The sequence below is a fragment of the Streptomyces sp. NPDC046712 genome, from assembly GCF_040645695.1.
Taxonomy (GTDB): domain Bacteria; phylum Actinomycetota; class Actinomycetes; order Streptomycetales; family Streptomycetaceae; genus Streptomyces.
Genome location: NZ_JBEYYW010000027.1, coordinates 75803 through 102363, shown reverse-complemented (window position 1 = coordinate 102363; position 26561 = coordinate 75803). Strand labels below are relative to the sequence as shown.

General features: G+C 71.8%; 23 protein-coding genes and 2 pseudogenes. 8 read left to right on the top strand and 17 right to left on the bottom strand.

Going from position 1 to position 26561, the window contains the following annotated elements:
- The first annotated feature begins 59 nt into the window (after window positions 1–59).
- Window positions 60–1625, top strand: coding sequence for a glycosyl hydrolase 53 family protein (locus ABZ939_RS29395; RefSeq protein ID WP_361861579.1), 1566 nt, complete (start codon window positions 60–62; stop codon window positions 1623–1625).
- A 72-nt stretch (window positions 1626–1697) separates the two neighbouring features.
- Here ABZ939_RS29395 and ABZ939_RS29390 read toward each other — a convergent pair whose 3' ends face one another.
- The 6 genes from ABZ939_RS29390 to ABZ939_RS29365 form a co-directional block, all read right to left on the bottom strand.
- Window positions 1698–3131 (bottom strand): serine hydrolase domain-containing protein, encoded by a 1434-nt coding sequence (locus tag ABZ939_RS29390; RefSeq protein ID WP_361861576.1) that lies wholly within the window; start codon window positions 3129–3131, stop codon window positions 1698–1700.
- Window positions 3132–3272: 141 nt separating this feature from the next.
- Window positions 3273–4037 carry a hypothetical protein gene (locus ABZ939_RS29385; protein WP_361861573.1) on the bottom strand — a complete coding sequence of 255 codons (765 nt, stop codon included), beginning with the start codon at window positions 4035–4037 and terminating at the stop codon, window positions 3273–3275.
- A 175-nt stretch (window positions 4038–4212) separates the two neighbouring features.
- A complete protein-coding gene (locus ABZ939_RS29380; protein WP_361861570.1) occupies window positions 4213–4761 on the bottom strand; it encodes a hypothetical protein in 549 nt (182 codons plus the stop codon).
- An 86-nt stretch (window positions 4762–4847) separates the two neighbouring features.
- Entirely contained in the window at window positions 4848–5189 is a 342-nt protein-coding gene (locus ABZ939_RS29375) for a hypothetical protein (protein ID WP_361861567.1), read from the bottom strand.
- A gap of 126 nt (window positions 5190–5315) precedes the next feature.
- Window positions 5316–6806, bottom strand: a complete 1491-nt coding sequence (locus ABZ939_RS29370; RefSeq protein WP_361861616.1) for a carboxylesterase family protein — start codon at window positions 6804–6806, stop codon at window positions 5316–5318.
- A 113-nt stretch (window positions 6807–6919) separates the two neighbouring features.
- Window positions 6920–9694: a SpoIIE family protein phosphatase gene (locus ABZ939_RS29365; protein WP_361861564.1), complete on the bottom strand. Its 2775-nt coding sequence runs from the start codon at window positions 9692–9694 to the stop codon at window positions 6920–6922.
- A gap of 168 nt (window positions 9695–9862) precedes the next feature.
- Here ABZ939_RS29365 and ABZ939_RS29360 point away from each other — a divergent pair, with 168 nt between their 5' ends.
- Window positions 9863–11227, top strand: coding sequence for an NAD(P)/FAD-dependent oxidoreductase (locus ABZ939_RS29360; protein WP_361861561.1), 1365 nt, complete (start codon window positions 9863–9865; stop codon window positions 11225–11227).
- A gap of 63 nt (window positions 11228–11290) precedes the next feature.
- Here the strand turns inward: ABZ939_RS29360 and ABZ939_RS29355 are convergent, their stop codons facing one another.
- Window positions 11291–12379: a magnesium and cobalt transport protein CorA gene (locus ABZ939_RS29355; RefSeq protein WP_361861559.1), complete on the bottom strand. Its 1089-nt coding sequence runs from the start codon at window positions 12377–12379 to the stop codon at window positions 11291–11293.
- A gap of 174 nt (window positions 12380–12553) precedes the next feature.
- Between ABZ939_RS29355 and ABZ939_RS29350 the strand changes: the two genes are divergently transcribed.
- Together ABZ939_RS29350 and ABZ939_RS29345 are read left to right on the top strand one after the other, a co-directional pair.
- Complete coding sequence (locus tag ABZ939_RS29350) at window positions 12554–13903, top strand: serine hydrolase domain-containing protein (protein WP_361861557.1); 1350 nt, start codon at window positions 12554–12556, stop codon at window positions 13901–13903.
- A 122-nt stretch (window positions 13904–14025) separates the two neighbouring features.
- Window positions 14026–14619 carry a hypothetical protein gene (locus ABZ939_RS29345; RefSeq protein WP_361861554.1) on the top strand — a complete coding sequence of 198 codons (594 nt, stop codon included), beginning with the start codon at window positions 14026–14028 and terminating at the stop codon, window positions 14617–14619.
- 45 nt (window positions 14620–14664) lie between these two features.
- Here the strand turns inward: ABZ939_RS29345 and ABZ939_RS29340 are convergent, their stop codons facing one another.
- From ABZ939_RS29340 to ABZ939_RS29320, 5 genes are all read right to left on the bottom strand, one after another.
- Window positions 14665–15261, bottom strand: a complete 597-nt coding sequence (locus tag ABZ939_RS29340) for a hypothetical protein (protein ID WP_361861552.1) — start codon at window positions 15259–15261, stop codon at window positions 14665–14667.
- 155 nt (window positions 15262–15416) lie between these two features.
- A complete protein-coding gene (locus tag ABZ939_RS29335; protein WP_361861613.1) occupies window positions 15417–16313 on the bottom strand; it encodes a PfkB family carbohydrate kinase in 897 nt (298 codons plus the stop codon).
- Between the two features lie 78 nt (window positions 16314–16391).
- Complete coding sequence (locus tag ABZ939_RS29330; RefSeq protein WP_361861549.1) at window positions 16392–16589, bottom strand: hypothetical protein; 198 nt, start codon at window positions 16587–16589, stop codon at window positions 16392–16394.
- A 93-nt stretch (window positions 16590–16682) separates the two neighbouring features.
- A complete protein-coding gene (locus tag ABZ939_RS29325) occupies window positions 16683–17465 on the bottom strand; it encodes a class II aldolase/adducin family protein (RefSeq protein ID WP_361861546.1) in 783 nt (260 codons plus the stop codon).
- Window positions 17462–18475, bottom strand: a complete 1014-nt coding sequence (locus tag ABZ939_RS29320) for a C-terminal binding protein (RefSeq protein ID WP_361861544.1) — start codon at window positions 18473–18475, stop codon at window positions 17462–17464. Before ABZ939_RS29320 ends, ABZ939_RS29325 begins: the two co-directional genes overlap by 4 nt.
- Window positions 18476–18683: 208 nt before the next feature.
- Here ABZ939_RS29320 and ABZ939_RS29315 point away from each other — a divergent pair, with 208 nt between their 5' ends.
- Window positions 18684–19583, top strand: coding sequence for an Lrp/AsnC family transcriptional regulator (locus ABZ939_RS29315; RefSeq protein ID WP_361861541.1), 900 nt, complete (start codon window positions 18684–18686; stop codon window positions 19581–19583).
- A gap of 74 nt (window positions 19584–19657) precedes the next feature.
- On the top strand, window positions 19658–20584 hold the full coding sequence (locus ABZ939_RS29310) for a universal stress protein (protein ID WP_361861538.1): 927 nt from the start codon (window positions 19658–19660) through the stop codon (window positions 20582–20584).
- Here the strand turns inward: ABZ939_RS29310 and ABZ939_RS29305 are convergent.
- Together ABZ939_RS29305 and ABZ939_RS29300 are read right to left on the bottom strand one after the other, a co-directional pair.
- Complete coding sequence (locus ABZ939_RS29305; RefSeq protein WP_361861535.1) at window positions 20492–21871, bottom strand: solute carrier family 23 protein; 1380 nt, start codon at window positions 21869–21871, stop codon at window positions 20492–20494. The genes ABZ939_RS29310 and ABZ939_RS29305 overlap by 93 nt on opposite strands.
- Entirely contained in the window at window positions 21868–22992 is a 1125-nt protein-coding gene (locus ABZ939_RS29300; protein ID WP_361861532.1) for an aryl-sulfate sulfotransferase, read from the bottom strand. Before ABZ939_RS29300 ends, ABZ939_RS29305 begins: the two co-directional genes overlap by 4 nt.
- 178 nt (window positions 22993–23170) lie before the next feature.
- On the opposite strand from ABZ939_RS29300, the gene ABZ939_RS29295 reads away from it, so the two are divergent.
- Both ABZ939_RS29295 and ABZ939_RS29290 read left to right on the top strand, forming a co-directional pair.
- On the top strand, window positions 23171–23725 hold the full coding sequence (locus tag ABZ939_RS29295; protein ID WP_361861610.1) for an XRE family transcriptional regulator: 555 nt from the start codon (window positions 23171–23173) through the stop codon (window positions 23723–23725).
- A gap of 160 nt (window positions 23726–23885) precedes the next feature.
- A pseudogene (locus tag ABZ939_RS29290) lies at window positions 23886–24906 on the top strand (LacI family DNA-binding transcriptional regulator).
- Here the strand turns inward: ABZ939_RS29290 and ABZ939_RS29285 are convergent.
- The 3 genes and pseudogenes from ABZ939_RS29285 to ABZ939_RS29275 all read right to left on the bottom strand — a co-directional run.
- A pseudogene (locus ABZ939_RS29285) lies at window positions 24893–25523 on the bottom strand (hypothetical protein); the annotation flags it as partial. The pseudogenes ABZ939_RS29290 and ABZ939_RS29285 overlap by 14 nt on opposite strands.
- A 221-nt stretch (window positions 25524–25744) precedes the next feature.
- Window positions 25745–26248: a hypothetical protein gene (locus ABZ939_RS29280; protein WP_361861529.1), complete on the bottom strand. Its 504-nt coding sequence runs from the start codon at window positions 26246–26248 to the stop codon at window positions 25745–25747.
- Window positions 26217–26420: a hypothetical protein gene (locus ABZ939_RS29275; protein WP_361861526.1), complete on the bottom strand. Its 204-nt coding sequence runs from the start codon at window positions 26418–26420 to the stop codon at window positions 26217–26219. The genes ABZ939_RS29280 and ABZ939_RS29275 overlap by 32 nt, the downstream gene beginning before the upstream one ends.
- Between the last annotated feature and the right edge of the window lie 141 nt (window positions 26421–26561).

Sequence of the window (26561 nt, the reverse complement as noted above, 5' to 3'; positions counted from 1 at the left end):
CCTCCACCGTCGAAGGGACATCGACGATGCACGCCGTTCCCCGCACCCTGCGGACCCTCATGTCAGGTACACGCCTACGCATCGCCGCGGCCTCCGCGCTCGGCGCCCTGCTCCTGTCCGCGCTGCCCGCACAGCCGGCGCAGGCGGCCTCGACGCTCACCAACACCGGTTTCGAGGCCGGCGGCACCGGAACCGCCACGCCGTCCGGCTGGTCCACCTACTCCGCGACCGGCCAGAACACGGCCTCCTTCACGGAGGCCGGCGGACATGGTGGCAGCTACCGGCTCACGCACTGGGCGTCCACCGCCTACCAGGTGGAGACGTACCAGTACCTTTCCGGTCTCACCAACGGCAGCTACACGCTCAGCGCCTGGGTGCGCTCCAGCGGTGGCCAGAGCTCGGCCTACCTGGCCCTGCGCAACTGCGGCTCCGCCGAGCAGCGGACCGATCTGCCGCCCACCCCCAACGGCGCCTGGATACGCCTGGTCACGTCGGTCAACGTGACGGGCGGCCAGTGCACGATCAGCATCAACTCCACCGCCGGCGCGGGCCAGTGGCTCAACGTCGACGATCTCACCTTCGCCGCCGGCTCGACCGGCCTGTCCGTCAAGGGCGTCGACATCTCCTCGCTGAAGAAGAGCGAGGACCTCGGCGGTACGTACCGCACGGCCGCGGGGGCCACGGCCGATCCCGTCTCCCTGCTGAAGTCGGCGGGCGCCACCTACGGCCGCCTCAAGGTGTGGGTGAACCCGGCCGACGGCTACAACAACAAAGCGCGGGTCCTGGCGACGGCCCAGCGCATCAAGGCCCAGGGCATGAAGCTGCTCGTCGACTTCCACTACTCCGACACCTGGGCCGACCCGGGGGCCCAGGCGAAGCCCGCCGCGTGGGCCTCGCACTCGTACAGTCAGCTCACGACGGACGTCTACAACCACACCTACGACGTGCTGAACGCCCTCAAGGCGCAGGGCACGACGGCCGACATGGTGCAGATCGGCAACGAGATCAACACCGGCATGCTCTGGCCGGAGGGGTCGACGGACAACTGGTCGCAGCTCGCCGGGCTGCTGAAGTCGGGGATCAACGCCACCAAGGCGGTCTCCTCGTCCACGCAGATCGCCCTGCATCTGGCCCACGGCGGTGACAACAGCCTGTACCGCTGGTGGTTCGACAACGCCACCGCGCAAGGAATCCCGTACGACGTCATCGCGCTGTCCTTCTACGGCTACTGGCACGGCGCGCTGTCCGATCTGCAGGCCAACCTCGACGACATCTCCGCCCGCTACGGGAAGAAGGTCATGGTCGCCGAGACCGCGTACCCGTTCCGGCTGGACAGCGAGGACAGCCACGAGAACATCATCGACACCACGGCCGAGCTGGTCTCCGGCTACCCGGCGAGTTCGGCCGGTCAGTCGGCGTGGCTCCGTGACGTGATGAACGTCGTGGAGGCCGTACCGAACGGCCGCGGGCTGGGTGTCGTCTACTGGGAGCCCACCTGGACCGCCGTCTCCGGCAACGGCTGGAACCCGGCGGACCCCGCCTCGGGCAACGGCTGGGAGAACCAGGCCCTGTTCGACTACGACAGCAGGCTGCTGCCGGCGGCCTCCTGGCTCGCACACCGCTGACCGCACGCGCCGCCACCGGCTTCGCCTCCGTGGAGAGGCGAGGCCGGTGGCTCGATGGGCGCGGCGGGACCGTCACGCGGAGGCGGTGGGGACCCGGTTGAAGATCCGGCCGCCGAGATCGATGCCGACGATCGCGCCGCTCGCGTCCCGGGAGAAGAAGCCTCGCTGCCCCTTCAGTCCACCGGCGGTGACGATGAACTCGTCGTCGCCGGGCAGCAGGCCCATGGCGGCCGGCTCGTAGTCCGCGGGCATCTCGAAGTCGGCGGCCTCGCGGATCTCCGGCTTGATCGCGGCCGCGAGGGTCAGGCCGGTCCCGTCGGTGGCGACGGTGAGCGTCATCGCGTCGTTGTCGTAGGCCCCGACGACCTCCTGTGCCCGCGCCTCGTCGTACGGAAGCGGCTCCGGGTCCTTGTCCACGACGCCGAGGTAGTGCTCCAGGGCCCAGCGGACGGCGGCCCGGTTGAAGGGGCTGCCGTCCGAGCCGGAGTTGGACAGGGCGACGACGGCGAAGTTCCGCTCGGGCACGATCACCAGTTCCACGAACTGGCCGTTGGTCGAACCGCCGTGCTCGATCGTCCGTACGCCGTCCACCTCGCGCAGGAACCAGCAGATGCCGAAGCCGTCGCCGAGGTTGCTACCGCGCAGCTCGACCGTCTGCTCCCGCATCCGGTGCAGCAGTTCGGTGGGCAGGAGCCGCTCGCCGTTCTCCGTAAGACCGTCGCCGAGCTGGAACCGCGCCCATCGGAGGACCTCCGCCGCCGAGGACGCGAGGCCACCGCCGGGGTTGTTGCCCCGGGTGAGCCGCCACTCCTTCGCGACGGCGAGGTTGCCGTCCTCGTCGGGGTTGTGGCCCACGGCGAACCGGCGGGTCATCACGTCGGCGGTCCCGAAGAAGCTGTTCGAGAGCCCCAGCGGCTCGAACAGGAGCGAGGCGACGGCCTGCTCGTACGTCAGTCCCGTGACGTTTTCCAGGACGCGCCCGAGGAGGTTGTAGCCGGCCTGGCTGTACGAGGCGCGGTCACCGGGCTCGCCGATGAGCTCCAGCTCGGCCATCTTCGCCACGAAGGCGGCCAGAGCGTCGTCGCCGTCACCGGTGTCGGTGATGATGTTCCAGCTGAGGCCCGAGGTGTGGTTGAGCAGGTTCATCACGGTGATGTCCGCCGCGGCCTTCTCGTCCGCGAGGACGAGCTCGGGAACGTACCGGCGCACCGGGGCGTCCAGCTCGAGCCGGCCGTCGGCGACCAGCCGCATCAGCGCGGTCGCCGTGAAGGTCTTCGTCGTGGAGCCGAGCTGGAACAGCGTGTCCTTGTCGACGGGCAGCGGGTTGTCGAGGCTGGTCACGCCGTGGCTCGCGAAGGTCTCCCGGCCGTCCGCCCACACGCCGACGGAGACGCCGGGGACGCCGAACTTCGTGGCCGTCTGCTCGATGAACTCTGCCAGCTCGGTACGGGACTTCTCGGCCTGGGTCATCTCGGCCTGGGACATCTCGGTGCTGTGGGCACTCATGGGGGTTTCTCCTGCTCGGGTGTCGTCGTTCTCGATGACCACGACGATGCCCGGGCGTGCTGACAGGCCGCCGAGCGCGCGCTGACAGCGGAGCGCGCCGCCTGTCAGCCGCCCATGCGGCCCGTCAGCCCCCTCCGCGGATCACTGCGCGATCTCGGCGGCGGGGCCCATGACGATCACCGGTTCCCGGGCCGGTTTCAGTGCGCGCAGCAGCTGTCGCATGGCGTCGGCCGACAGGGAGACGCACGCCTGCGTGGGCCCGCCGTGGTCGACATGGACCCAGACGCCTCCGCCGCGCTCCGCGCCCAGCGGCCGCTTCTTGTTCAACGGGGTCGTGCCGGGGATGCGGTTGTAGTCGATGGCGACCACGTAGTCGAACGATCCCTCCAGGGGTTCGCCGAGGAACCCGGTGCCCGGGGAGACGAACTCCTTGTCGTGGTCGTACGGCAGCAGGGTGCCGGGGTTCGGCAGCCGTCCGCCCGCGTCACCGATCCTGAAGACTCCGATCGGGGTGCGCAGATCGCCGGCCCAGTGGTCGTTCGTCCAGCCGCGCAGGGCGTTGTGCGCGGGCCACGGCCCGGCGGCGCGCTGCCACTTCCCGGTCCCGTCCCGTTCGTAGAGCACCGCATCGGCCACGTTGGTGTCCCGGGTCTTCCCCGTGACCACGAGTGCCTGGCTCGCGACGTCCGGAATTCTCGTACGGGTGACGGGGCCGACGCCGGGAGGGGCCTCGGGTGTGGCGGGCCGGGGCGCGGCTCCCGGGCCGGCGTTCTTGGCCGCGGGGCGGGGTCCGGGCGCGGTAGCGGAGTCCTCGGGTGAGACCGTCATGTAGCCGACGACGGCGAGCGTCGCGCACAGGGCGGCGGTCAGCACACGCGGGCCGGGGCGGGCTTTCCTGACAGGCATGGGACAGCATCCTCCGACGCTGGGGACGGCAATGCGGCGATATGTACCCGGTCCGCATCCGACCCTGTCGGAAGAACGGCGCACTCACCCGACCGGGGCAGAGCCGGCGGGTCATTGCGCCCGGTTGCCGAGCGACCGTCAGGCCGACGTCCCGTCAGGAGGGGCCGACGTCCCATCAGGAAGGAGCGCCGCCCTGGGTGTCCCGCCACCTGGGAGCCTCGTCGTCGGGTCGGTCGGGGCTCGCGAAGTGGAAGGGGACGCCGAGCAGCTCGGCCAGGGCCCGGCCGGCGCTCTGCGCCTCCTGGGCCTCGGGCCAGGGCGGGACCGTGCCGTTGAACAGCCTCAGGTCGCCGCCGTGCCGGATCACGGCGAGGCAGTGCTCGGTGTCCGGGTCGTCGGTGACGAGCTGGAGGTCGACCATCCAGCCGAAGGTGTCACCGTCCCAGACCGCCTCGACGGCCACCGCGCGGCCCGGCAGCTGCGCGGCCCGTGCGGCGAGGGCCGCCGGGTCGAGCGGTTCCGTCGGGCCGGGCTCGAAGCGCCTGCCCAGTTCCCGGTAGCGCTCGGCCACCACGTCGAGCGCCTCGTACAGGCCCGGCCGGGCCCCTTCGGGGAAGCCCTCGCGGATCTCCTTGATCGCCATGATGCGGCGGTCGAGGCGGACGAGGTCGTCCACGGCGGAGCGCGTCGCGGCCGGGAGCGCGGCCCAGATGTCCGAGTTCATGGTCCCGTGTCTGGTGTGGTCGGTGTCGGGTGGTCTGAGTCAGGCGGTCGGTGTCGGGTGGTTCGGTTCGGTGTCAGGCGGTCGGTTCAGGCGGTGGCGGGGGTCTCGTCGAGCTCCCAGGCGTGGCGCTTGAACTCGCGGGCGAAGTCGGGGTGGTCCTCCCAGTTGCGGGCGACGCCGCGCAGGACGTCCCAGTTGTGCTCCAGGGCCTGGTCGATGATGTTGCGCATCGCCGGGTCGGCCGCCGCCCGCTGCTCGGCGAGGCCCTTGACGGCCGCCGCGGCCTTCACGGTGCCGAGGAGGGCCCGCAGGGCGCGGGAGGTGTCGTCCATGCCGAATCCGTGGTCGCTGCCGTTCTCGGGGTCGAAGAGCGGGCGGAGGCGTGCCTCGATGAACGCGGTGATGCGCTCGAAGTGCTGGACGTCCATCGGGGTCTCCTTCTCCCGCCGCGCCGCGAGCGGCCGGCGTGTTTCGTGTCTTTCGGCGCGGGTGAACCTGTCACGCGGCCGCCGCAATTATCCCGTGCGCGTTCGGGAGCTTGGGGGCAGGGCGCGCTACCGGAGCGCGGGCGGGTCCATCCGTACGTCTCGGAACAGCGCGTGGGTGGGGCTCGCGCTCTCGGTCCGGTCGTGGGGAACGGCCCACACATGGACGGGGACCGAGGGGGCGGAGGGGTCCGTGAGCGGGGCCCAGCCCGGTTCTCCCGTGCTCGCGAAGGCGGCCCAGGCCCGGATCATCCGTCGCGACAGGGCCCGGTCGTCGGTGTCGGCGGGCCCGCCGGTCAGGAAGTCGACGCCGGTGGCGTCCAAGGTGCCGAGGGTGAAGGGCACGTCGGCGGCGTGCCAGGCATGCACAGGACCGCCGTCGGGTCGGGTACGCCGCCGGTCGAAACGGGACAGGAAGGTGCGACCGCCCGCGCGGGCGTGGGCCTCGGCGAGGCGGACGGTGTGTGCGGCGAACACGGCGTCGCCCGCGAGCGCGAGGAAGACGTCGAGCACCGGCGCGTCCGCCATGAGGGCGCGGTACTGCGCGAGGAGGTCCGCGGGCAGCCCGTAGTCGGCGGCGAACCGGGCGAGGCCCTCCTCCGTGGAAACCGACGGCATGGAGCCGACCTCGTGCATGAGCCGGTACTCCTCGGTGGTGTGACACACCAGGAGGTCGATCGACCGCCCCGCGCCGTCGGCCAATGCGTCGACCGGGTCCCTCCTGAGCGTCTCGCCGTCGAGCACAGGGCCGTAGAGGACGGTGTCGTAGTGCAGGAAACCCGAGGAGGGGTCGTCCGCGTACCGCGCCACCACCCGGTCCGACGCCTCGACAAGAGCCTGCGGGCTCGCGGAGAGCATGCCATGCGCGGTGGGTTCGACACCTGCCGCGTCCGCCACCTGGCGGGTCAGTCCTTCGGCGAACTCCCGCGGGAAGGTGGCGTCGGGGACACTGTGCGCGACGGCGCGGTGGAAGAGCCCCTCGGCCCGCGGGCTGCTCATCAGGCAGGCGATCGAGCCCCCGCCGGCGGACTGACCGGCCACCGTGACGTTGTCCGGGTCACCGCCGAAGGCGGAGATGTTGTCGCGTACCCACTCCAGCGCGGCGATCTGGTCGAGCAGCCCCCGGTTGTCGGGGAAGCCGGGGACGTGGCCGAACCCTTCGAAGCCGAGCCGGTAGTTGCACGTCACGACGGTGAGCCCGGCCCGCGCGAGGGCGGTTCCGTCGTAATCGGGCTGGGCCGAGGACCCGAAGGTGTAGGCGCCGCCGTGGATCCAGAACAGCACGGGACGGGGTTCCGAATCGTCTGCGGGGGACCAGACGTTGAGGGTGAGAACGTCCTCCTGGTCCGGGCGCCAGACCGGGGCGCCGGGCAGCTCCGCCGACTGCGGGGCCACCGGCCCGAAGCGGGTGCCGTCCCGCACCCCGTCCCAGGGCGCGGCAGGCATCGGCGCCCGGAAGCGGCCGGCGCCGAACGGCGGTGCGGCGTACGGGATCCCCAGGGTGACCCGCAGCCCGTCCACGACCGTGCCCCGCACCGATCCCAGTTTCGTCACCACGATGTCATCGGCGGCACGCGCACGCACAGGCGGAACTCCCCTACTCGTCGCCGCCGGTGTCTCCGTGCGGCAGGACACCCTCGCACGGTGCCCGGGGCCGGGCAATCGAATAAAGATCATTCCGGGGCGGGGGTGTCCTGGTCGAGTGGCTGCTCGGCCCAGATCACCTTGCCCTCGGCCGTGTAGCGGGTGCCCCAGCGCCGGGTGAACTGGGAGATCAGGAAGAGGCCGCGGCCGCCCTCGTCGGTCGTTCGCGCGTGCCGCAGATGGGGGGAGGTGCTGCTGGCGTCGAAGACCTCGCAGATCAGGGTGCGTTCGAGGATGAGGCGCAGCCGGATCGGTCCCGAGGCGTGCCGGATGGCGTTGGTGACCAGCTCGCTGACGACGAGTTCGGTGGTGAAGGCGAGTTCCTCGAGACCCCAGGCGGCCAGTTGGCGTGCGGTCATCACGCGGGCGCGGGCCACGACGGACGGGTCTGCGGGCAGGTCCCACGCGGCGACCTGCCCGGCCGCCAGGCTACGCGTCCTGACCAGCAGAAGGGCCGCGTCGTCGGTGTACGGCCTGCTGGGCGCCAGCTCGTCGACGACGCTCCGGCAGAGCTCGTCGAGCGGCAGGTCCCGCGAGCGGAGGGCGCGGCCCAGTCCCTCCTTGCCGGCACCGGGCGCGGCGATCAGGCCGTCGGTGTAGAAGGCCAGCACACTGCCCTCCTCCAGGGGCAGTTCGACGGATTCGAAGGGCAGCCCTCCCACGCCCAGGGCCGGGCCGGGCGGCAGCTCGGGAAAGCTCACCGTCCCGTCGGGGGCGACGACGGCGGGTGCGAGGTGGCCGGCGCTCGCGAGTTCGCAGCGCATGCTCACCGGGTCGTAGACCGCGTACAGGCAACTGGCGCCGACAGCTCCGGGGTTGGTCACGCCGCCGAAGCCGACCGGCCGCCCCTCCCGGGTCGCCTGGAGGACGAGGTCGTCGAGGTGGGCGAGGAGTTCCTCGGGCGACAGGTCGAGATCCGCCAGGGTCCTTACGGCCGTCCGGAGCTGGCCCATGGTGGCGGCGGCCTCGATGCCGTGGCCGATGACCTCGCCGACAACGAGGGCGACCCGGGCCCCGGAGAGGGCGATGACGTCGAACCAGTCGCCGCCGAGGCCGGAGAGTTCGTCGGCCGGGCGGTAGTACGAGGCCGCGTCGACGGCCTCCTGCGCCGGTACGCCGTGTGGGAGGAGGCTGCGCTGGAGGACGAGCGCGGCGGCGCGCTCGCGGGCGTAGCGGCGGGCGTTGTCGAGGCAGACGGCGGCGCGGGCGACGAGTTCCTCCGCGAGCCGCAGGTCGTCCTCGTCGAACGCCTCGTCCCGCCGCGACCGGAAGAACGTGGCCACGCCGAGGGTGACGCCCCGGGCGAGAATCGGCACGACCATGGCCGTGTGCGCCAGGGGGTCGGTGGGCGGCCGCGGTACGTACTCGGCGGACGTGGGCGGTACGGGCGTGGCGGTCGGGACCGGGCCGGGGCCCGTGGCCGTGGCGGGGCGGGGTTCCGTGGCTGGGGCCTGTCCAGGATCCGTGGTCGTGGCCGTACCGGGTTCCGTGGTCGGGGCCGGGCTGGGGTTTGTGGTCGAGGCATGACTCGGATCCTCGGTCCCGGCCCCGGCCCGCTCCCGGGGTTCTGCGATCGCGGCCTGCCCAGGCTGCGCAGCCGGGGCGTGCCCAGGTTCTACGGTCCCGTCCTGCCCGGATTCCGCGGTCGCGGTCGGGCCCGCTCCGGCCTGGCGTTCCGGTGCCGGGACGGGGAGGGCCGAATTCCTGGCGGCGGCGTCCAGCCGGGCCGTGCGCCAGGACCGACCGTGGGCCAGGCAGCCGATCTGGGGTGACGACGGCCGGTAGGCAGCCGTCTCCCCCGGCTCCACCACCGCCTCGGGCGGATTCGCGCGCGCCGTCTGGTCGCCCGCGCGCACCAGTCGTACGGCGGTGGCTCCCGCCGTAGGCCCGGGGGACGGCTCCGCGCCCCGGATCACGGAGTCCAGCAGGTCGACGGCGACGAAGTCCGCGAGGCCGGGCACCGCGACGTCGGCGAGGTCCTGGGCGGTCCCCATGACGTCGAGGCTGCGGCCGATGCGCTCGCTCGCCCGCGCCATCAGGGCGAGCCGGAGACGCGCGCGGTAGCGGTCGGTGATGTCGACGACGGCGTAGCAGACCCCGATGGCACGGCCGTTGTCGTCGTCGAGCCGGATGAACGACATGGCATGGGCGTGGTCCCGGCCGGGCTCGGCCCGGGTGCGGCCCACATGTTCGTACCCCGTGACCGGCTCACCGGTGTCGAGCACCTGGCGCATCTTCGACTCGACGAGCTCCGCGTTCAGGCCGGGCTGGATCTCCGCGAGGCGCCGGCCGCGGCGCAGGTCGGCACGGCCCCCGCCGAAGCGCTCCAGGGCGGTGTTCGACCACACGCAGCGCAGTTCGGTGTCGACCAGGGCGAGTCCGACGGGCGCTTGGGTGACCATCCGTTCCAGGAGAGTGGGCCCCATGGTCCACTGGCGGGACGGTGCCGCGTCGGCGGCCATGGCCAGCCAGCGCGCCGGGGCCGCGTCCTCCGGCAGGGGCAGCACGGTGACGTCGACGGCGATGTCACGGCCGTTCCGGTGACGCGCCAGGAGGACGCCCGACCAGCGGCCGTCCGTGGCGCAGCTCTCCGCGATCGCGGGCAGGCGGGCGGCCTCGTGCGGGCTGAGGAGGAACTGGACGCGCCTGCCGCGCAGCTCCTCCGCGGAGTGGCCGAGGAGTCGCTCGGCGGCGTGCGGGCGGCCGACGACGACCCCGCCCTCGTCGAAGAGGAGCACGACGGAGTCCGCGACGCCGAACGCCGGCGCCTGCCCGGTGGTGTCTGTGCCCTCAGGTCTCCCCACGGCCGTCGGCTCCGTTCCCATTCCACCCTGTTTTTCCCTTTTATCACATTGCACACTCTTCCTTCCTGGCGCTGCGGCGGCGTCACCCCATTGGCGGACAGGCCGGGTTCCCGACCGGCCGGAGAGGTTAGTCAGCAGTCAAGGACCGACGACCCGGGAGGCGGGCACGTGACTCGACCGAAGATCCTCGTGGTGGGCGCCGGCTTCGCCGGGGTCGCCTGCGTGCGGCGCCTCGAGCGGCGGCTGACCGGCAGGGAGGCACAGATCTCGCTGCTCACGCCGTTCTCGTACCAGCTGTATCTGCCCCTGCTCCCCCAGGTGGCCGCCGGGGTGCTGACCCCTCAGTCGGTCGCGCTGTCCCTGCGGCGCAGCAAACGGCACCGCACCCGGATCATTCCGGGCGGCGCCATCGGCGTGGACACCGCGGCGAAGGTCTGCCTCGTCCGGACGATCACGGGCGAGCTCGTGGACGAGCCGTACGACCACCTCGTGCTGGCGCCCGGCAGTGTGACGCGCACCTTCGACATCCCGGGCCTCAGCGAACACGCCCGGGGGATGAAGACGCTCGCCGAAGCGGTCTACATCCGCGACCACGTGATCGCCCAGCTGGATCTCGCCGACGCGGGCCAGGACGAGGCCGAGCGGGCGGCGCGGCTGACGTTCGTGGTGGTGGGCGGCGGATACGCCGGGACGGAGACCGCCGCCTGTCTGCAGCGGCTCACGCACAACGCGGTTCAGCGCTATCCCCGCCTCGATCCGAAGCTGATCAAGTGGCATCTGGTGGACCTCGCCCCCAAGCTCATGCCCGAACTCGGCGACAAGCTGGGCGGCGCGGCGCTCGACATCCTGCGCCGACGCGGGATCGAGGTCTCGCTCGGTGTGTCGGTCTCCTCCGTGGACGACGACGCCGTGACGCTCACCGACGGACGGGTGCTGCCGACGCGCACCCTGATCTGGACGGCCGGCGTGGCCGCCAGCCCCCTGATCGGCACCCTGGGCGCGGAGACGCTGCGGGGCCGCCTCGTGGTGGGACCGGACATGGTGGTCCCCGGTCTGGACGGCGTGTACGCCCTGGGCGACGCCGCGGCCGTACCGGACCTGGCCAAGAACGAGCAGGGGGCGATCTGCCCGCCGACCGCCCAGCACGCCCATCGGCAGGGCAAGCAGGTCGCCGACAACATCGTGGCGACGCTGCGGGGCGAGCAGACGTACCCCTACTACCACCGGGATCTCGGCCTGGTGGTGGACCTGGGCGGGCGGGACGCGGTCTCGAAGCCGCTCGGGGTGGAGCTGCACGGGACGCCCGCACAGGCGGTGGCCCGCGCCTACCACTGGTCGGCGCTGCGGACCAATGTGGCCAAGACGCGCGTGATGACGAACTGGCTGCTCAACGCCGTGGCCGGCGACGACTTCGTGCGTACGGGCTTCCTGGCGTCCCGGTCCGGAACCCTCGCCGACTTCGAGTACACCGACGTCTACCTCACACCCGAGCAGGTCCGGGCGCACACCTCGGCGCTGCGCGCTCAGGGCTGAGGTGGTGGCGCCGTCGCCGCGGTCGATTCGCCCGGCGCCGGTGCCGGGCGGGGCGCCGAACGGTCAGAGCCAGCCGTTGCGGCGGAAGGTGCGGTGGAGGAGGAAGCAGGCGGTGGCCATCGCGGTGACGACGATCGGGTAGCCGTAGGTCCAGCGGAGCTCCGGCATGTGGTCGAAGTTCATCCCGTAGACCCCGCAGACCATCGTCGGGACGGCGATGATCGCCGCCCATGCCGTGATCTTGCGCATGTCCTCGTTCTGGGCGACGGTCACCTGCGCCAGATGGGCCTGGAGGATCGAGTCGAGCAGGGCGTCGAAGGACGTGATCTGTTCCGTGACCCGGGACAGGTGGTCGGCGACGTCGCGGAAGTACGGCTGGATGTCCGGGCCGACCAGCGGCAGCGGCTGCGCGGCGAGGGCCTGTAGCGGGCGGTCGAGCGGGGTCACCGCCCGCTTGAGTTCGAGGAGTTCCCGCTTGAGCTGGTAGACGCGGCCGGCGTCGCCGCGGGACGCCTGCTCGCTGAAGACGGCCATCTCAACGGCGTCGATGTCGTTCTGCACGGCGTCGGCCACCGCGAGATAGTCGTCCACCACATGGTCGGCGATGGCGTGCAGGACGGCGGCCGGCCCCTTGGCCAGCTGCTCGGGGTCCGCCTCCAGGGCCTCCCGCAGCGGGCCGAGCGAACCGTGCCTGCCGTGCCGGACGGTGATGACGAAGTCGGTTCCCGTGAAGACCATGAGCTCGCCCGTGTCGACGACCTCGCTGGTGGCGGTGAGTTCCTCGTGCTCGACGTAGCCGACCGTCTTGAAGACGGCGAACAGCGTCTGGTCGTACCGCTCCAGCTTCGGTCGCTGATGGGCGTGCACGGCGTCCTCGACGGCCAGCGGATGCAGCCCGAACAGCTCGGCGAGTCCGGCGAACTCGTCCACGGACGGCTCGTGCAGTCCGATCCAGACGAACCCGTCGCCGGACTTGCGTACCCGCCGCACCGCCTCTTCCGCGGGGCAGGCTCCCCGCTGCCGTGCCCCGTCCTCGTACAACACACAGTTGACGACCGCGCTGCCCAGCGGCGAGCGTGCCGGGTGGCTGAGGTCGACGGTCCGGCGGTAGGCGCGGCGGACGGTGCGCCGGAGGTTTCGGATTATCGGCACGTGGGCTCCTCGGGACGATCAGCGGTCAGTGTGCCACCCACCGGCCGTGAGCGGGACTTCTGACAAATGTCACAGGTTCCTTGTGCACAAGATCCTCCCGGGGGTGGAGGGCAGGTCGAGGGACCGCGACCAGGATGAAACCACCGTATTCAACGAGGGAAGCAGGATCCACCCATGTCTTCGTCCCACAGGGCCCGCCTCTCGGCCGTGGCCGCGGCCACCCTGATAGCGCTCTCCGCCTCGGCGTTACCGGCACAGGCCGTCGCCGCGGAGCCCGGCTCCCCCACCGCTCCGGCGCCGGTCGCGGCGCCCCTCACCGGCCACGGTCTCGACCGGGCGGCGCTGCGCGGCTCACTCGACGCCTTCCACAAGGCGGGGATGTACGGCGCCTATTCGGCGGTCCGCGACGGCTCCGCGCAGTGGCGGGGCGCCACCGGGTGGGCCGACGTCGACACCCGCCGGCCCACCCGGCCGGACCTCGAGCACCGGGTCGGCAGCATCACCAAGACCTTCACGGCGGTCGCCGTCCTCCAGCAGGCCGGCGCCGGACGCATCGACCTCGACGCACCCATCGGCCGCTATCTGCCCGACGTGGTGCCCGGCGAACGAGGCCGGCAGGTGACCGTACGGATGCTGCTCAACCACACGAGCGGCATCCCCGACTACGTCCTGCCCGCGTTCCCCGGCATCATCGAGAACCCGGGCAAGGCCCTCGACGAGAACCGCCTCCGCCACATCGCCCCCGAGGAACTGGCCCGCCTGGGGCTCGCGGCCCCGCCCGTCGCGGAGCGCGGGAAGCACTCGTACTCCAACACCAACTACATCCTGGCCGGGCTGCTTCTGGAGCGCGTGACCGGCCAGAAGGCCGAGGCGTACATCACCCGGAATGTCATCCGCAAGGCCGGCCTGCGCCACACGTACTTCCCCAGCTCGCCGTCCATCAAGGGCCCGCACGCCAAGATGTACGAGTCGTTCTTCGGCCTGATCGACCCGCCGCGCGACTACAGCGTCACCGACATGTCCTGGGCGGGCACGGCCGGCGCCCTCGTCTCGACGACGAGCGACCTCAACGACTTCTACCGCAAGCTGCTCGGCGGCCGGTTGCTCGGTCCGGCGGAGCTGCGCGAGATGAAGACCACCGTCCCCGCCCACGAGACACAGCCGGGCGAGGAGCCGATGATGCGCTACGGCCTCGGCATCTACACCCTGAAGATGCCGAGCGGCGGCTGGTACTGGGGCCATGACGGTGCCGTCTTCGGCGCCGGTACGTGGGCGCTGTCCACCGAGGACGGCCGTCGCCAGGTCGCCATCGGCTACAACCTGATGAAGTACCAGCGCTTCGACGAGCAGGGCCGCCCGCTGCCCGACCCCATCACCGAGGCGCTCTACGCCCACGTCGACGGGGCCCTCGCCGGCGCTCCCGCGCCCGCCCTCGGGGTGGCGCCGCAGCGTGCGCAGGAGCTGCCGGGCCTGCCCGGCCTGCCGATCGGCCCGGACACACTTCACCAGGCGTCCCTCCGATAGTCGCCCAACCTCCGCGCGCCGCGCCCCGTGCTCCCGCGGCGCGGGGCGCTGCGTACGGACCGCGGGCCGGCACGATCGCCTTTTTTCGCCAAGGCCGGAAACATGCGCCATCATCACCGGTCATGAGAGCTCTTGTCGGCATCGAATTGCCGGGCTTCCGACTCGTCGAGCCCGATGTCTGGGTCAGTGACGCGGGTGATGTGCTGTCGCTGCACTTCTTCGCCCTGCGTCCGGACCTCCCCGCGTCACTGGACGACGGCCCGTCGTTGCGCGCCGCGCTGACCCGCTTCACCGCGGACGCCGGCGGCGGGCTGATCGAGGCGTCGGTGAAGTCTCTGGGAGACCTGCCCGCGCTGCGCCAGATACTGAAGCTGCCGCTGCCGGGACAGTCCAACGGGCAGGTCTTCATCGGCAGTTTCACCGTGCCGCGCGCGGAGTGCAGCACCGTGGTGAAGATCCAGGCGCCCGAGCGCGGGATGACCGGGATGCGCGAGGCGATGGTGATGGCGCAGGTCGGACCGGACGCCTTCTACCGGGCGCATCCTTACGCACCGGAGGTCCGGGGCGGACTGCCGTTCCACGCCGCCGACCACGCCCGGTACGACGCGGAGTTCCCCGACCATCCCCTGACCCGGGTCAGGGAAGTTCTCGGGGCGCTGGCCGAGAGCGTCGGCGTGGCACCCGAGTTCGCGGCGCTGCCGCCCTTCACGGGCTGATAAAGCTCGGTTCCCGGCCGCCCCCCGCGCGGCCGGGAGCCGGCGTCACCGGGACTGCAGGGCGTCCAGCGCGACGGCCTGGGCTATCGCCAGGCGGCGGTCGAGGTGCTCGTCCTCGATCTCCAGGACGTAGCGGTCCCGCAGTCCGAACTGCTTGTTCACCGACATGACCGGGCGGTCGGCGGCGGCGAAGTCGAAGTGGTACGGCCAGGCGAACGGCACCAGGTCGACGAACGGAACGAGATCCCAGACCCTGCGCGCCAGGGCCACGGTCCTGTTCCGCTCCACGCCCGTGGTCTCGGCCGCGGCGCCCTCCTGGTTCATGTGCCAGGTGCTGCGCAGCAGGGAGGCGGCGAAGTTCTTGCGGAGTGTGCCGACGGGGCTGCCCGAGGCGGCGCGGATGTCGTAGGTCGCGCCGAGATCCACGATCTGCCGGGCCTGGAAGGTGAAGAGGACCTGCCGCTGGGACTCGTCCGTGTAGAAGGTGATCTGCTCCTTCAGGGCCATGCGCTTCTGGTGGGCGAACGCGACGATCTCCCCCTCGGCACCGTCCGGGCCTGCCGCGTGGACCACATACCGATTGGCCATCGGCGTGAGCTTCTGGCGGATGTGGAAGCGGTGCTGCGACTGTTCGAGACCCACGGTGCACTCCACGTTCGTCGTTGACTTCACCTCGATGATCGCGGCCGGCGCGTGGCCGCCGCAGTCCTCGAAAGTCGTTTCCCGCGACGACGAACGGATCGGTCCCGGCGGACGGGCGCCGCGGGGCGCGCGTCCGCCGGGACACCGGGTCCGGGTCAGCCCGTGGGTGCCGCCAGGAGGGCCTCCCGGCCGATGAGGGCGGTGGAGCCGGGCGCCGTGCAGGCGTGGGCTCCGGCCACCGCGCCGAGGCGCGCGCAGTCCAGGATGTCCCGGCCGACGAGCCTGCCGTAGAGGAAACCGCTGACGTACGCGTCGCCCGCGCCGTTGGAGTCGACGACCGGCGTGGACGGGGCGACCGCCGGGATGTGGTGCGGGGTGGGGCCGCCGTCCCGGGTGAGGACGTACGAGCCGCGCGCACCCGCCGTGGCGACCACGGTCTCCGCGCGGCCCTCGCGCAGGATCTCCCGCATCAGCTCCGGCGTTCGCTCGCCGGCCCCCTCCGCGCTGAGGAAGACGAGATCGGAGCGGAGGGCGAACTCCCGATGGTGTTCGGCGAGTCCGTCCCAGTCGTGCACGTCGGTGGAGACGGGTACGCCCAGGGCCTCGATGTCGTCGTACAGGAAGCGCGTGAAGTTCATGATGGACAGGTGGGCGTGGCGTGTGCTCCGCAGCCGGGACAGGTAGAACTCCCGCGGCATCCGCAGGTCGGCGGGGTCCCTGGCGTCGTAGAACGACATCCGGCGCCCGGTCGCGTCCACGAAGTTGACCGCGCGGCGCGTGCCGGCGGGCGAGATGACCGGGGCGAACTCGACGTCCCCCTCGGCCATGCGCTCACGTACGAGCGCCCCGATCCCGGCGTCACCGATGCAGTCGAGCAGCGCGACCCGGAGGCCGAGGGCCCTGGTGCCAAGGGCCACGTTTCCCCCGGTGTGCCCGGGCCACTCCTCGATGGGGCCGACCTGGACCGAGTCGGCGAGCGGGACAGGCAGGGCGTCGACCCTGATGACGGTGTCCACGCCACTGCCGCCGAACACCAACACGTCGTACCGCATGTTCTGTTGACTCACTGTTCCGCCTCTCGGGTCCCGCCGCGATCCAGTATGGCCGCAGCGCCCGGGAGAGTGCGGCAGTCAGTCGCCGGAGTCGGTCCGCTGCTCCAGGCTGGAGCTGCGGCCCGAGCGGTTCGCGCGGCGTACGAGTGCACCGGCCGCCAGGGTCGCGGTGGCCACCGCGCGCACCCAGCGCGGCCCGCCCCGCGCGGCCCACACGACGCAGACGCACCCTCCGACGGCGAGCACGAGGACAGCGGACAGTACGAGTACGGCCATGGCCCTCCCCCTTCTGTTCGATCCTCTTGGGCGCTCCGATCCTACGTGGGGCCATCCTCGGACACGTCGACCAGAGGACTGGCCCCGAGCCGGTCAGTCCTTGTAGTCCGGGCAGGTCCGGTCCAGGAGGCGGAGCATCGCCGCCCATGCCAGTTCGTACGCGTCGTCGTCCTGGAAGTCGGCCGTGGTGGCCTCGCCCGTGAGCTGCCGGGCCGTGAACTCGCAGACGTCGGCTGGCGGTATCACCAGCGGTCCGCCTCCCGCCTGGGCGGTGACCTGGATCTCGCAGGCGCGCTCCAGGTAGTACATGCGCAGGAAGGCCTGGGCGGCGCTCTCGCCGACCGTCAGCAGGCCGTGGTTGCGCAGGATCAGCGCGGGGTGGGCGCCGATGTCGGCGACGAGGCGGCGCTGTTCGTCGAGGTTGAGGGCGACGCCCTCGTAGTCGTGGTAGCCCACGCGGTTGTGGAACTCCATCGACATCTGGTTGAGCGGGAGCAGCCCGCCCTCCTGCGCAGCGACGGCGCAGCCCGCCTTGGTATGGGTGTGCAGGACGCAGTGCGCGTCGGTGCGGGCGGCGTGGATGGCGCTGTGGATGACGAAGCCGGCCGGGTTCACGGGGTACGGGGTCGGTTCGACGGGGTTTCCGGCCAGGTCGATCTTCACCAGGTTGGAGGCGGTGATCTCCTCGAAGAGCAGCCCGTAGGGGTTGATGAGGAAGTGGTGCTCGGGTCCGGGCAGCCGCAGGGAGATGTGGGTGAAGATCAGGTCGGTCATCCGGAAGTGGGCCACGAGCCGGTAGACGGCGGCGAGTTCGCGGCGCAGCCGGAGCTCCTCTGCGGTCCTCGTCTGCGCGGTGAGCGGCGGTGCGGCGGTCATGCGGCGGCTCCTTCGGGAGCGGGGGTGAGGGCGGTGGCGGTGGGGTCGACGACGGGGGTGAGCGGGCGGCCGGTGCGGTGCCAGGCGAGGACGTTCTCGGCGGGTCCGCACACATAGGCGCGCCGCGAGGTGTCGGAGAGGAAGGCGCTGTGGGGAGAGACCTGGATGCGCGGGTGGGTGCGCAACGGGTCGTCGGCCGGGGGCGGTTCCACGGGGAAGACGTCGAGGGCGGCGCCCGTCAGCCGGTCGGTGTCGAGAGCCGCCAACAGGGCTTCGGGGTCGACGAGTTCACCGCGTGCGACGTTGACGAGGAAGCCGCCGGGGCGCAGCCGCCCGAGCAGCGCTCCGTCGACGAGGCCACGGGTGGCCGGGGTCAGCGGGACGTGCAGGGAGAGGACGTCGGTAGCGGCGGCGAGGGCCTCGAGGTCGTCGTACCGCTCGATGCCGGACGGCCAGTGGGCGGGGTCGGTGTGCGGGTCGTGGGCGGCGACCCGCCCGAAGACGGGGGCGGCGAGCGTCGCGAAGGAGCGGGCGATCCGGCCGAGACCGACAAGACCCAGGGTCAGTTCGCTCGCGCGGCGCGGAAGGTGGCGCTGCTGGGCGAAGTCGGCGTTCCAGCCGCCTGAGCGCACCACGCTGTCGGCCTGCGGGAGGCGGCGGACGAGCGAGAGCGTGGCGGCGAGCGCGTGGACCGCGACGTCCTCGGTCGCGGCGTCGGGGAGGTTTGCCACCCACAGTCCGCGCCGTCGGGCCTCGGCGGTGTCGACCATGTCGTATCCGGCGGACATCGTGGCGAGGATCCGCAGACGGGGCAGCCGGTCGAGCAGCGCCGCGTCGATCCGCGCGTAGCCGACGACCAGGGCGACGGCGTCCCTGGCGACTTCCGCGATGACCTCGGGATCCCGTGTTCCGGCGACACGCACCTCGAAGCCGGCCCGCTCCAGCAGACGGACACCCGGTCCGGGGTCGAGGTCGTCGGTGTCGGTGAAAACGGCGACGGGCTGATTCACACGGCCCCCTTCCCGCTTGTGCGGCTGATTCGTCGGTTGATGACGCAATGAACTTACGATCCGTCCGAACGGACTGTCCACTGACAGATGTACCGGATATCCGTGACGCATGTCACGAACGCGGCTCACCCGCGCCCCGGTACCCGAGAATGACTGCGGACCCGGGCCGGCCCGCCGCGCCGGGCCACCGAGCCGAGGAGACCAACGGGTGGACCTGGACGCCATCGACCTGGCTGTCGTCCGTGCGCTGCAGGACGACGGCCGTCTCGCCTACGAGACGCTCGCCCAGCGCGTCGGCCTGTCGCGGCCCGCGACCCGCGCGCGAGTCCAGCGGCTGCTGGAGTCGGGAGCGGTCCGGGTCGTCGCCGTCGTCCACCCGTCGGTCCGCGGACTGACCGCGTCCGCCCATCTGTCGATCGACGTGGACGGGGCCGCGGAACCGGTGGCCCGCGCGATCGCCGCCCTGCCCCAGGCGCCGTTCGTCAGCCTGACGGCCGGACCGCGCGCCATCATGACGGAGCTGCGCACCGAGGGCTTCGACGCGCTCGAGCAGACCATCGAGCGGGTGCGCTCGGTGCCCGGCGTAGCGGTGGTCGACGCGCTGATCGGCACCCGCCACCTCAAGGATCCGTACCTGCTGGCGGACGAGCCGACGGTCCCGGCCCTCGACGACACCGACTGGCGGATCCTCGACGCCCTCGAACAGGACGGCCGACTCCCCTTCGCCGAACTGGCCGAGCGCGTCGGCCTCTCCCCCGGCGCCACCCGCGCCCGTACGCTCCGCCTCCTGGACGGCGGCGTGGTGAAGGTCCTCGCGCTCGTCCGCCCCGAAGTGCTGGGCCTCGGCTACCTGTGCGGGTTCGCCGTCCGTGTGGAGGGCCCGCGGGAGCCGGTGGTGCGGGCCCTGGTCGGGTGGAAGCGGGTGACGTTCCTGTCGGCCTGTCTCGGCCGGGCCGAGTTGGTCGGCACGGTCACCGCGGAGTCCCTGGGGGCCGTGCGGGCGACCCTCGACGCGATCCGCGCCGAGCCGGGGGTGCGCGGGGTGGAGAGCTGGATCCATCTGGAGCTGGTCAAGGAGCGCTACGACCTCGGCGCACCGGCCTCGTAGTCGCCGGGGCCGTCCGGCGTGGCGTCACACGCACCCATCGGCGCGATGTGCCGAACAGGGGTGATAATCCCGATATGAGCGCACAGGCCGTTGTTGTCGGCGTGGACGGGTCCGAGCACAGTCACCGCGCCCTGGAATGGGCGCTGAACACCGCGCGCGGACTGGACGCTCCGCTCGTGGTGGCGCATGTGCGCTCCGACGCGCTCCAGCTCGGGGCCGCGCGCATCGCCTCGCTCGGCGAGACCGCCGAGATCCCCGACAGCGTCATCGACGGGGTCCGCGCGTGGATCGAGGAGCAGGGCGGGAGCGTGCCCGTACGGTACGCGTCGCTGGACGGCTCCGTGCCGGACGCCCTGCTCGCCGAGGCCCGGACCGCGCGGCTCCTGGTGACCGGCTCCCGCGGGCGCGGCGGCTTCGCGACCCTGCTGCTCGGCTCCACCGGCCGCGCCCTGGCCTCGTCCGCCCCCTGCCCGATCGTCGTGGTGCCGCACGAGGCCCGGGACGCATCGCTGGAGAGCGGCGCGGAGGCGGGCCGCATCCTGCTCGGGCTCCACCCGGAGGAGACAGCCGACGAGGTCCTGGACTTCGCCTTTCATGCAGCTCGGCAGCGGGGCGTGGCCCTCGAGGCGGTGACGGCCTTCCGGCTACCGCCCTCGCCGGTGATCCTGGCCAGCCCGCCCGCACCCGCGCTCCAGGTGCCGCCCCCGCTCCCCGTGGACGAGACGCCCGAGCTCGTCCAGGAGACCACCCGGCGCCAGGAGGAGCGGCTACGGCCCTTCGCCGAGCAGTACCCGGACGTCGAGGTCGTTCCCGCCGTCGTCCCGGAGGACGCGGCGGGCCGACTCGTCGAGGGATCTCGCAGCGCGGGTCTCGTGGTCGTGGGCCGCCACCGCAGGCACCGGGTCGGATCACTGCTGATGGGCTCGGTCGCCCATGCCGTCCTGCACCACGCCCACTGCCCGGTCGCGGTCGTCCCGCCCGCTCCTGCCGCGTCGTCCTGAGCCGAGGAGCGCCCCGAGGAGCACGGCCGTCAGCGTTCCGGCGACGACGCCGCTGCCCAGGACGGTACGGGCCCAGGCGGGGAACCCGTCGTACATGCCGGGCGCGAGTAGCGGCAGCAGGCCCGCCGCGAGGGCGAGCGCCGCGACGATCGATCCCGCCCCGTCGTCCGGGCCGCCGAGATCGGCGCGACGCAGCATCTCGACCCCCATCACCGCGATCACGGCGTAGACGACGAGTGAGGACCCGCCGACGACGGCCTCGGGTATGCCGGCCAACGCGCGGGAGAGCGGGGTGGCGAGGCCGGCGGCGATCAGCAGCACGCCCGCGCCGGCGGTGACGTACCGGCTGCGTACCCCGGTGAGCCGGCCGATGCCGATGTTCTCGGCACTGGTCACCATCAGCGACGTACCGAGCAGCCCGCCGGCCAGGGACACCGCCGCGTCGGCGCGGGCGACACGCGGCACATCGCGTCCGGGGTCGGGGGCGCGGCCGACGGTCTCGCTGTTCAGGACGGTCTGCCCGGTGATCTCCGCCAGTGTGGTGAGGCTGAAGATCAGCAGCGGGAGCGCGGCGAGCAGGTCGAACCGGGGTGTGCCGTACGGGAGGAGCGAGGGCGGCGCGAAGCCGCTTCCGGCGGCGGGGGTGAACTCGCCGAGGCCGCTGACCACGGCGATCAGGGTGCCGGCGACCATGCCGATCAGGATGGCGGTCTGCCGCCACACCCCGCGCAGCAGGACGTACGCCGCGACGGTGGCGGCGACGGTCAGACCGGCGAGGAGCACGGCGCTCGGCCGCGCGTGCCCGTCGGGGCCGGTGACGAGCCGGGCGGAGACGCGGACCATCGCAATCCCGATGAGAAGCACGGTGACGCCCATGACCAGCGGCGGGAACAGCCGGACGATCCGCGCGTACAGCGGCAGCACGGCGATCAGCAGCGCCGCCGCGAGCAGCACGGACCCGGCGGCCGTGGGGGCGCCGTGGTCCTGGGCGATCTGGAGGAAGAGCGCCGTCGCGGCCCCGCCCGGGAGCATCACGAACGGAAGTCGGGCGCCGATCCGCCAGACGCCGAGCGACTGGAGCAGCGCGCCGGCGCCGCAGAGCACGAGGACGGCGCTCAGGAGCGAGGTGGTCGTTCCGGCCGGCAGGCGCAGGGTGGTTGCGGTGAGGAAGACGGTCGAGACGGGCGCGGCGATCATGGCGAGGACGTGCTGCGTGGACAGTGGGGCCAGGCGGCGCAGCGGGAGGCGGTCGTCGACGGTCCCCGTCGTGGTGGTGGCGGCGGTCACGAGGCACCGCCCAGCCACGGCACGTCGGCCGGCGCGTAGCGGTAGGACCGGAAGACGGCGTTGGGTTCGGAGGGGAACAGGCCGGCTACTTCGGACTCGCGGTAGCCGGCGAAGTACGGGACGACGTACTCCCAGCACAGATAGCCGTCCTTCGTCACCTCGAAGAGCCGTCCCGAGGGCGAGTCGGTGACGAGGGTGTTGCCGTTGGGCAGGCGTTGGGCCGATCCCATGAACGGGGCGAAGAAGAACTCCCGGGCCGGATCGTGGTACTCCCACACCACGGCGCCGCTGTCGCGTTCGATCTCGATGACGCGCGAGTACGGCACGTCGTGGTGCGGCCGGAAGACCCCGTTGTCGAAGACGAGCAGGTTGCCGTTGTCGAGTTCGGTGGGGGCGTGCTGCTGGGAGACGGTGCCGGGCGCGGTCCGCCAGAGGATCTCGCCGGTGGCGCGGCTGATGACGACGACGGCCGAGACGCTGCGGAGGCTCGCCAGGATGTTGCCGTCGGCGAGTGGGGTGACGCTGTTGATCAGCGGCCAGTGTTCGCGGGCGTACGCGGGATGCAGGGCGTACGTCTCCCGGTCGAGGTGGTCGGCGGCGCGCCAGGACCAGCGCTCGGCGCCGTCGGGGCCGATCTCCCGGATGGTGTCCGCCCAGACCGTGCCGCCGTCCGCCTCGGAGCCCGGCACTCCCCCGCGTACGTCGGCGGCGTCGGCGCCCCGCAGGGGTTCGAGGCCCGTGTAGAGGATGCCTCCGTCATCGAGATGGTGGGCGTCATGGTGCTGGAGCGGGTCGCGGTGCTCGCTCAGGATCGTGCCGTCGGGCGCGGCCCGGAGCATGACGCCGCCGCGGTACTTGTGCCACATCGGGAACAGCGCGTCCTCGCCCGGCAGGACGCCGTTGTAGGCGAGCGTGCCACCGGGCAGGAGCCGTGCGTGCCGGCCGGGGCGGAAGGGGAACGTCCAGCGGTGCGCCGGCCTGCCGTGCAGATCGACGAGGTACACCTCGCCCGATCCAGTCAGGGGCGCGAAGAGGGTGTAGCCCTCGTAGGCGGCGTCCTCGTCGAGGGCGATGAGGCCGGTGGGGCGTCGGCGGCGTGCGTTCTGGTCGACGGCGGTCATGTGGGCACTCCTCGAGTCTCGTCAAACTTTCTTTGATTGGCTCAACAGGATTTGACGGTAGAGCCGTTGTGTGACGTGCGTGTTGCGGGAGTACGAAACCGTGGGCCGATGGCGCGCGAGCCGCGTGGAGCTGGGAGGATCGCCCATGGGGAGCGCCGAAAGGGAGGGCAGGGCAGCCATGGAGGAGACCGACGCGCCACGGGTGGGCGCCGCCGTACGGCGCCGGCGCAGGACGCTCGACCTCACCCTCGCCGACGTCGCGGAGCGCAGCGGCCTCTCGGCGCCCTTCCTCAGCCAGGTCGAGAACGACCGGGCTCGCCCCAGCATGCGCTCGCTGCAGCGCATCGCCGACGCGCTGGACACCACCGCCGTCCAGCTCCTCGCCGCGTCCGACGCGACGCGCGCCGTCGACATCGTGCGGGCGGGCGACGACAGCGGTCTGACGGCGGGCACGCGGGTGCGGCCCGTGATCCGGGGCCGGCATCAGCTGCACGCGCTGGAGTTCACCGGGGAGCAGGGCGCCGACCGCGAGTACCGGCACCGCAACGACGAGCTGATGTACGTCGCCGACGGAGCCGTCGAGGTGGAGGCCGAAGGCCGCGTCCACCACCTCGCCCGCGGCGACACGCTCCTGCTCTCGGGCGGTGTCCGCCACCGCTGGCACACGACCGAACCGGGCACCCGCGTCCTGGTGGTGGCGGTCGCCGACCATGTCGAGGTCGTGGACTCCTGACGGGCGGCGGCCCGACACGCCGGGATCGCTTCGACTGATTCGACCTGCAAAGCCCTGAAGCCTGGACACCTTCCAGGGCCCGGGACACGGTTTTGCTGTTCAGAGCTATATGAGCCGGACTCGTCGCTGTCGAAGCGCTTCACACCGATCGGGAGTGTGGATGGTCACCCTTGCCGAGGTCGCCCGGCACGCCGGAGTGTCGGCCAGCACGGTGAGCTACGTCCTCAGCGGCAAGCGTTCCATCTCCGCCTTCACCCGGCAGCGCGTCCGCGACAGCATCGAGCAACTCGGCTATCACCCGCACGCCGGCGCCCGCGCCCTGGCCAGCAACAGGTCCCGGATCATCGCACTGATGGTGCCGTTGCGCACCGACATGTACGTGCCGGTGATGATGGAGATCGCCATCGCCATCGCGACCACCGCCCGCGAACACGGCTACGACGTCCTCCTTCTGACGGGCGAGGAGGGTCCCGCCGCGGTGCGGCGCGTCACCGGCAGCGGGCTCGCCGAGGCCATGATCCTGATGGACATCCAACTCGAGGACGAGCGACTGCCGTTGCTCCGCGAAGGCGGGCAGCCCGCCGTCCTCGTCGGGCTGCCCGCCGACCCGGCGGGGCTCACCGGTGTCGATCTGAACTTCGCCGCGACAGGTGCCCTGTGCGCCGAGCACCTGGCGGCTCTCGGACACCGGGAACTCGCCGTCATCGGCGAGGCGCCCGGTGTCTACGAACGCCACAACCGACTTCGCCGAGCGGACCCTCGAAGGGCTGCGCGAGCGCGCGGCGCAGCTGGGGCTGAGCGTGCTCCACCGGCCGTGCGAGGGGGGCTACGCCTCCCTCGCGGGTACGCTCGGCCGGATCTTCGACGAGCGGCCCGGCACCACCGGGTTCGTCGTCCAGAACGAGGCGGCGGTGGAGCCGCTGCTCGCCCTGCTTCGACAGGGCGGACGGGCCGTTCCGGAGGACGTCTCGGTGGTCGCGGTCTGTCCCGAACAGGTCGCCGTCCATGCCTCCGTACGGCTCACCTCGGTCGCGGTCCCCGCGCAGGAGCTCGGGCGGCAGGCGGTGGAGCTGCTCGTGGCCAAGCTGCAGGGCCGGCCGGACGAGGGGGTCGTGCTCCTGCCGCCCGAGCTGACCGTGCGGGACAGCTCGGGCCCCGCTCCGCGGATCAACTCGCGCTGACCGTCAGACTGTTGGTGCGGAAGTCCTTGCCGCCGGACGACGAGGTGATCTCGAAGCCGAACTGGACATCGCCGATGGTCTCGTCCCCCATCCACTTCTTCGTGTCCTTGATCCACTTCAGGATCGGCAGAATGTTCACGGTGCCGGAGGTCGAGTCGGAGGTCAGCAGGAACGAGAACACGTCGTGGTACGTGCCGTCGGCGTTGTAGACCTTCCCCTTGTACACATCCCAAGCGTGGCCGCCCAGGGTCGCCGTGCCCTGGTGATCGCCGAGCGCGCCGACGGCGCCGGTGGCGTTGACCCAGAGCATGATCTCGTAGTCGTAGTCGGTGTCCCAGATGTCGTACGAGCTGCTGTACGCGCCTGAGGACGGCACCGTGACGTTGTAGCTGCTGGTCAGCGTAGCCATCGCGCTGATCTTCCGGTTCACCACCTTCTTGGCGTTGGGGTACGACTTGATGCCGCCGGTGTCCGGGTGGTCGGCCCAGACTCCCCAAGTTCGTACCGGAGTTGACCCAGACGCACTGGCTGCCCGCGCCCGAGCCCCAGATGTTGTTGTAGAGCGTGTATCCGCCGAGCGTGGTGTTGCCCCACCGGTCGCAGATGTGCCTGACTGAACAACTGGGCAGCCGTACTCCCGGCCCGGTCCGGCATCTCCTCCCGCCCAACGGCACGGTCGAACACGCCGACCAGCATCCATAACTGTCTGCCACGCTCCGCCGACACGTGGATCGGCACACCACCCGCGCACGGCCGTCCCACGCCGCCGGATCCCGCGGCGCGACCCGCTCCCCGACCGCGGCGAGCTGCCGCACAGATGCCGCGGTGTACTGCTGGCTCACGCCTCGGACTCCCTGCGCCGCTTCTCCTGGACCTTCAGCCACGGATTCTCCGCCCGCGACCGTGCCCGGTCCAAGTACTCCCGCTTCACCACCGCCGAGCCCGGCTTCCACCGGTCCTGGTCGGTCGGGTCGCCCCCGGCGTCCGCGATGGCCTGGGCCCCGCCGCGGCGCAGCCCGTGCCCGGTAATCCGCTGCCAGTTCTCCATGCCTGCCTTGTGTGCGCGGCCCGTACCCAGTCGTTGATCGCGTCCCTGGTGTCGCCCCGCTCGGTCGCTACGGCCCGGGACTTTCAGCCAGTCCCGTGCGGCCCGGACCGGGCACATCAGCCGGTCGTCCGGTTCGGCCGGGATGTCGGTGTGCGCACCCACGCCTGCCTGGTCCCTCTTGGAGTATGCGATCAGCAGGGTCACGAAGTCGTCGTCGACCAGGACCTCCGGCACGGCCAGGTCCGCGAGCTCGATCCGCCGGTCAGCGCGCCGCGGCCCAAAAGAAAGACGCATCGGTCGCGGAGCCGATCGGGTGCCGCAGGTCGCAGGTCTCCACCATGGCCCGCAGCATGTCGTCGGTGATGGCCGGCGCCAACCGTACGCCGACTCGCTTCCCCCAGTCCTTGCGGTGCTCGTTGAGCATGCCGAACGCGACCGCCGTGCCGGGCTTCTTGTCGTCGGGCATCCACGTACGGATCGCCTTCTCGAAGCAGTCACGACCATGTAAACGAAGACAGCCCAGTCAACCCAGGTCCGCAACCGCATGCGCCCCGTGTCCGCTGCGGCGGAGCGTCCTGTTACCTTCGCCCGTCGGCATGCGTCATGG

What these genes read in the sequence shown, in the direction of transcription:
- ABZ939_RS29325 (WP_361861546.1), bottom strand. Translation starts at nt 17,465, where the DNA reads ATGACCGCCGCACCGCCGCTCACCGCGCAGACGAGGACCGCAGAGGAG.
- ABZ939_RS29330 (WP_361861549.1), bottom strand. Translation starts at nt 16,589, where the DNA reads ATGGCCGTACTCGTACTGTCCGCTGTCCTCGTGCTCGCCGTCGGAGGG.
- ABZ939_RS29380 (WP_361861570.1), bottom strand. Translation starts at nt 4,761, where the DNA reads ATGAACTCGGACATCTGGGCCGCGCTCCCGGCCGCGACGCGCTCCGCC.
- ABZ939_RS29385 (WP_361861573.1), bottom strand. Translation starts at nt 4,037, where the DNA reads ATGCCTGTCAGGAAAGCCCGCCCCGGCCCGCGTGTGCTGACCGCCGCC.
- ABZ939_RS29345 (WP_361861554.1), top strand. Translation starts at nt 14,026, where the DNA reads ATGAGAGCTCTTGTCGGCATCGAATTGCCGGGCTTCCGACTCGTCGAG.
- ABZ939_RS29390 (WP_361861576.1), bottom strand. Translation starts at nt 3,131, where the DNA reads ATGAGTGCCCACAGCACCGAGATGTCCCAGGCCGAGATGACCCAGGCC.
- ABZ939_RS29300 (WP_361861532.1), bottom strand. Translation starts at nt 22,992, where the DNA reads ATGACCGCCGTCGACCAGAACGCACGCCGCCGACGCCCCACCGGCCTC.
- ABZ939_RS29395 (WP_361861579.1), top strand. Translation starts at nt 60, where the DNA reads ATGTCAGGTACACGCCTACGCATCGCCGCGGCCTCCGCGCTCGGCGCC.
- ABZ939_RS29310 (WP_361861538.1), top strand. Translation starts at nt 19,658, where the DNA reads ATGAGCGCACAGGCCGTTGTTGTCGGCGTGGACGGGTCCGAGCACAGT.
- ABZ939_RS29335 (WP_361861613.1), bottom strand. Translation starts at nt 16,313, where the DNA reads ATGCGGTACGACGTGTTGGTGTTCGGCGGCAGTGGCGTGGACACCGTC.
- ABZ939_RS29295 (WP_361861610.1), top strand. Translation starts at nt 23,171, where the DNA reads ATGGAGGAGACCGACGCGCCACGGGTGGGCGCCGCCGTACGGCGCCGG.
- ABZ939_RS29275 (WP_361861526.1), bottom strand. Translation starts at nt 26,420, where the DNA reads ATGCCCGACGACAAGAAGCCCGGCACGGCGGTCGCGTTCGGCATGCTC.
- ABZ939_RS29375 (WP_361861567.1), bottom strand. Translation starts at nt 5,189, where the DNA reads ATGGACGTCCAGCACTTCGAGCGCATCACCGCGTTCATCGAGGCACGC.
- ABZ939_RS29280 (WP_361861529.1), bottom strand. Translation starts at nt 26,248, where the DNA reads ATGCGTCTTTCTTTTGGGCCGCGGCGCGCTGACCGGCGGATCGAGCTC.
- ABZ939_RS29350 (WP_361861557.1), top strand. Translation starts at nt 12,554, where the DNA reads ATGTCTTCGTCCCACAGGGCCCGCCTCTCGGCCGTGGCCGCGGCCACC.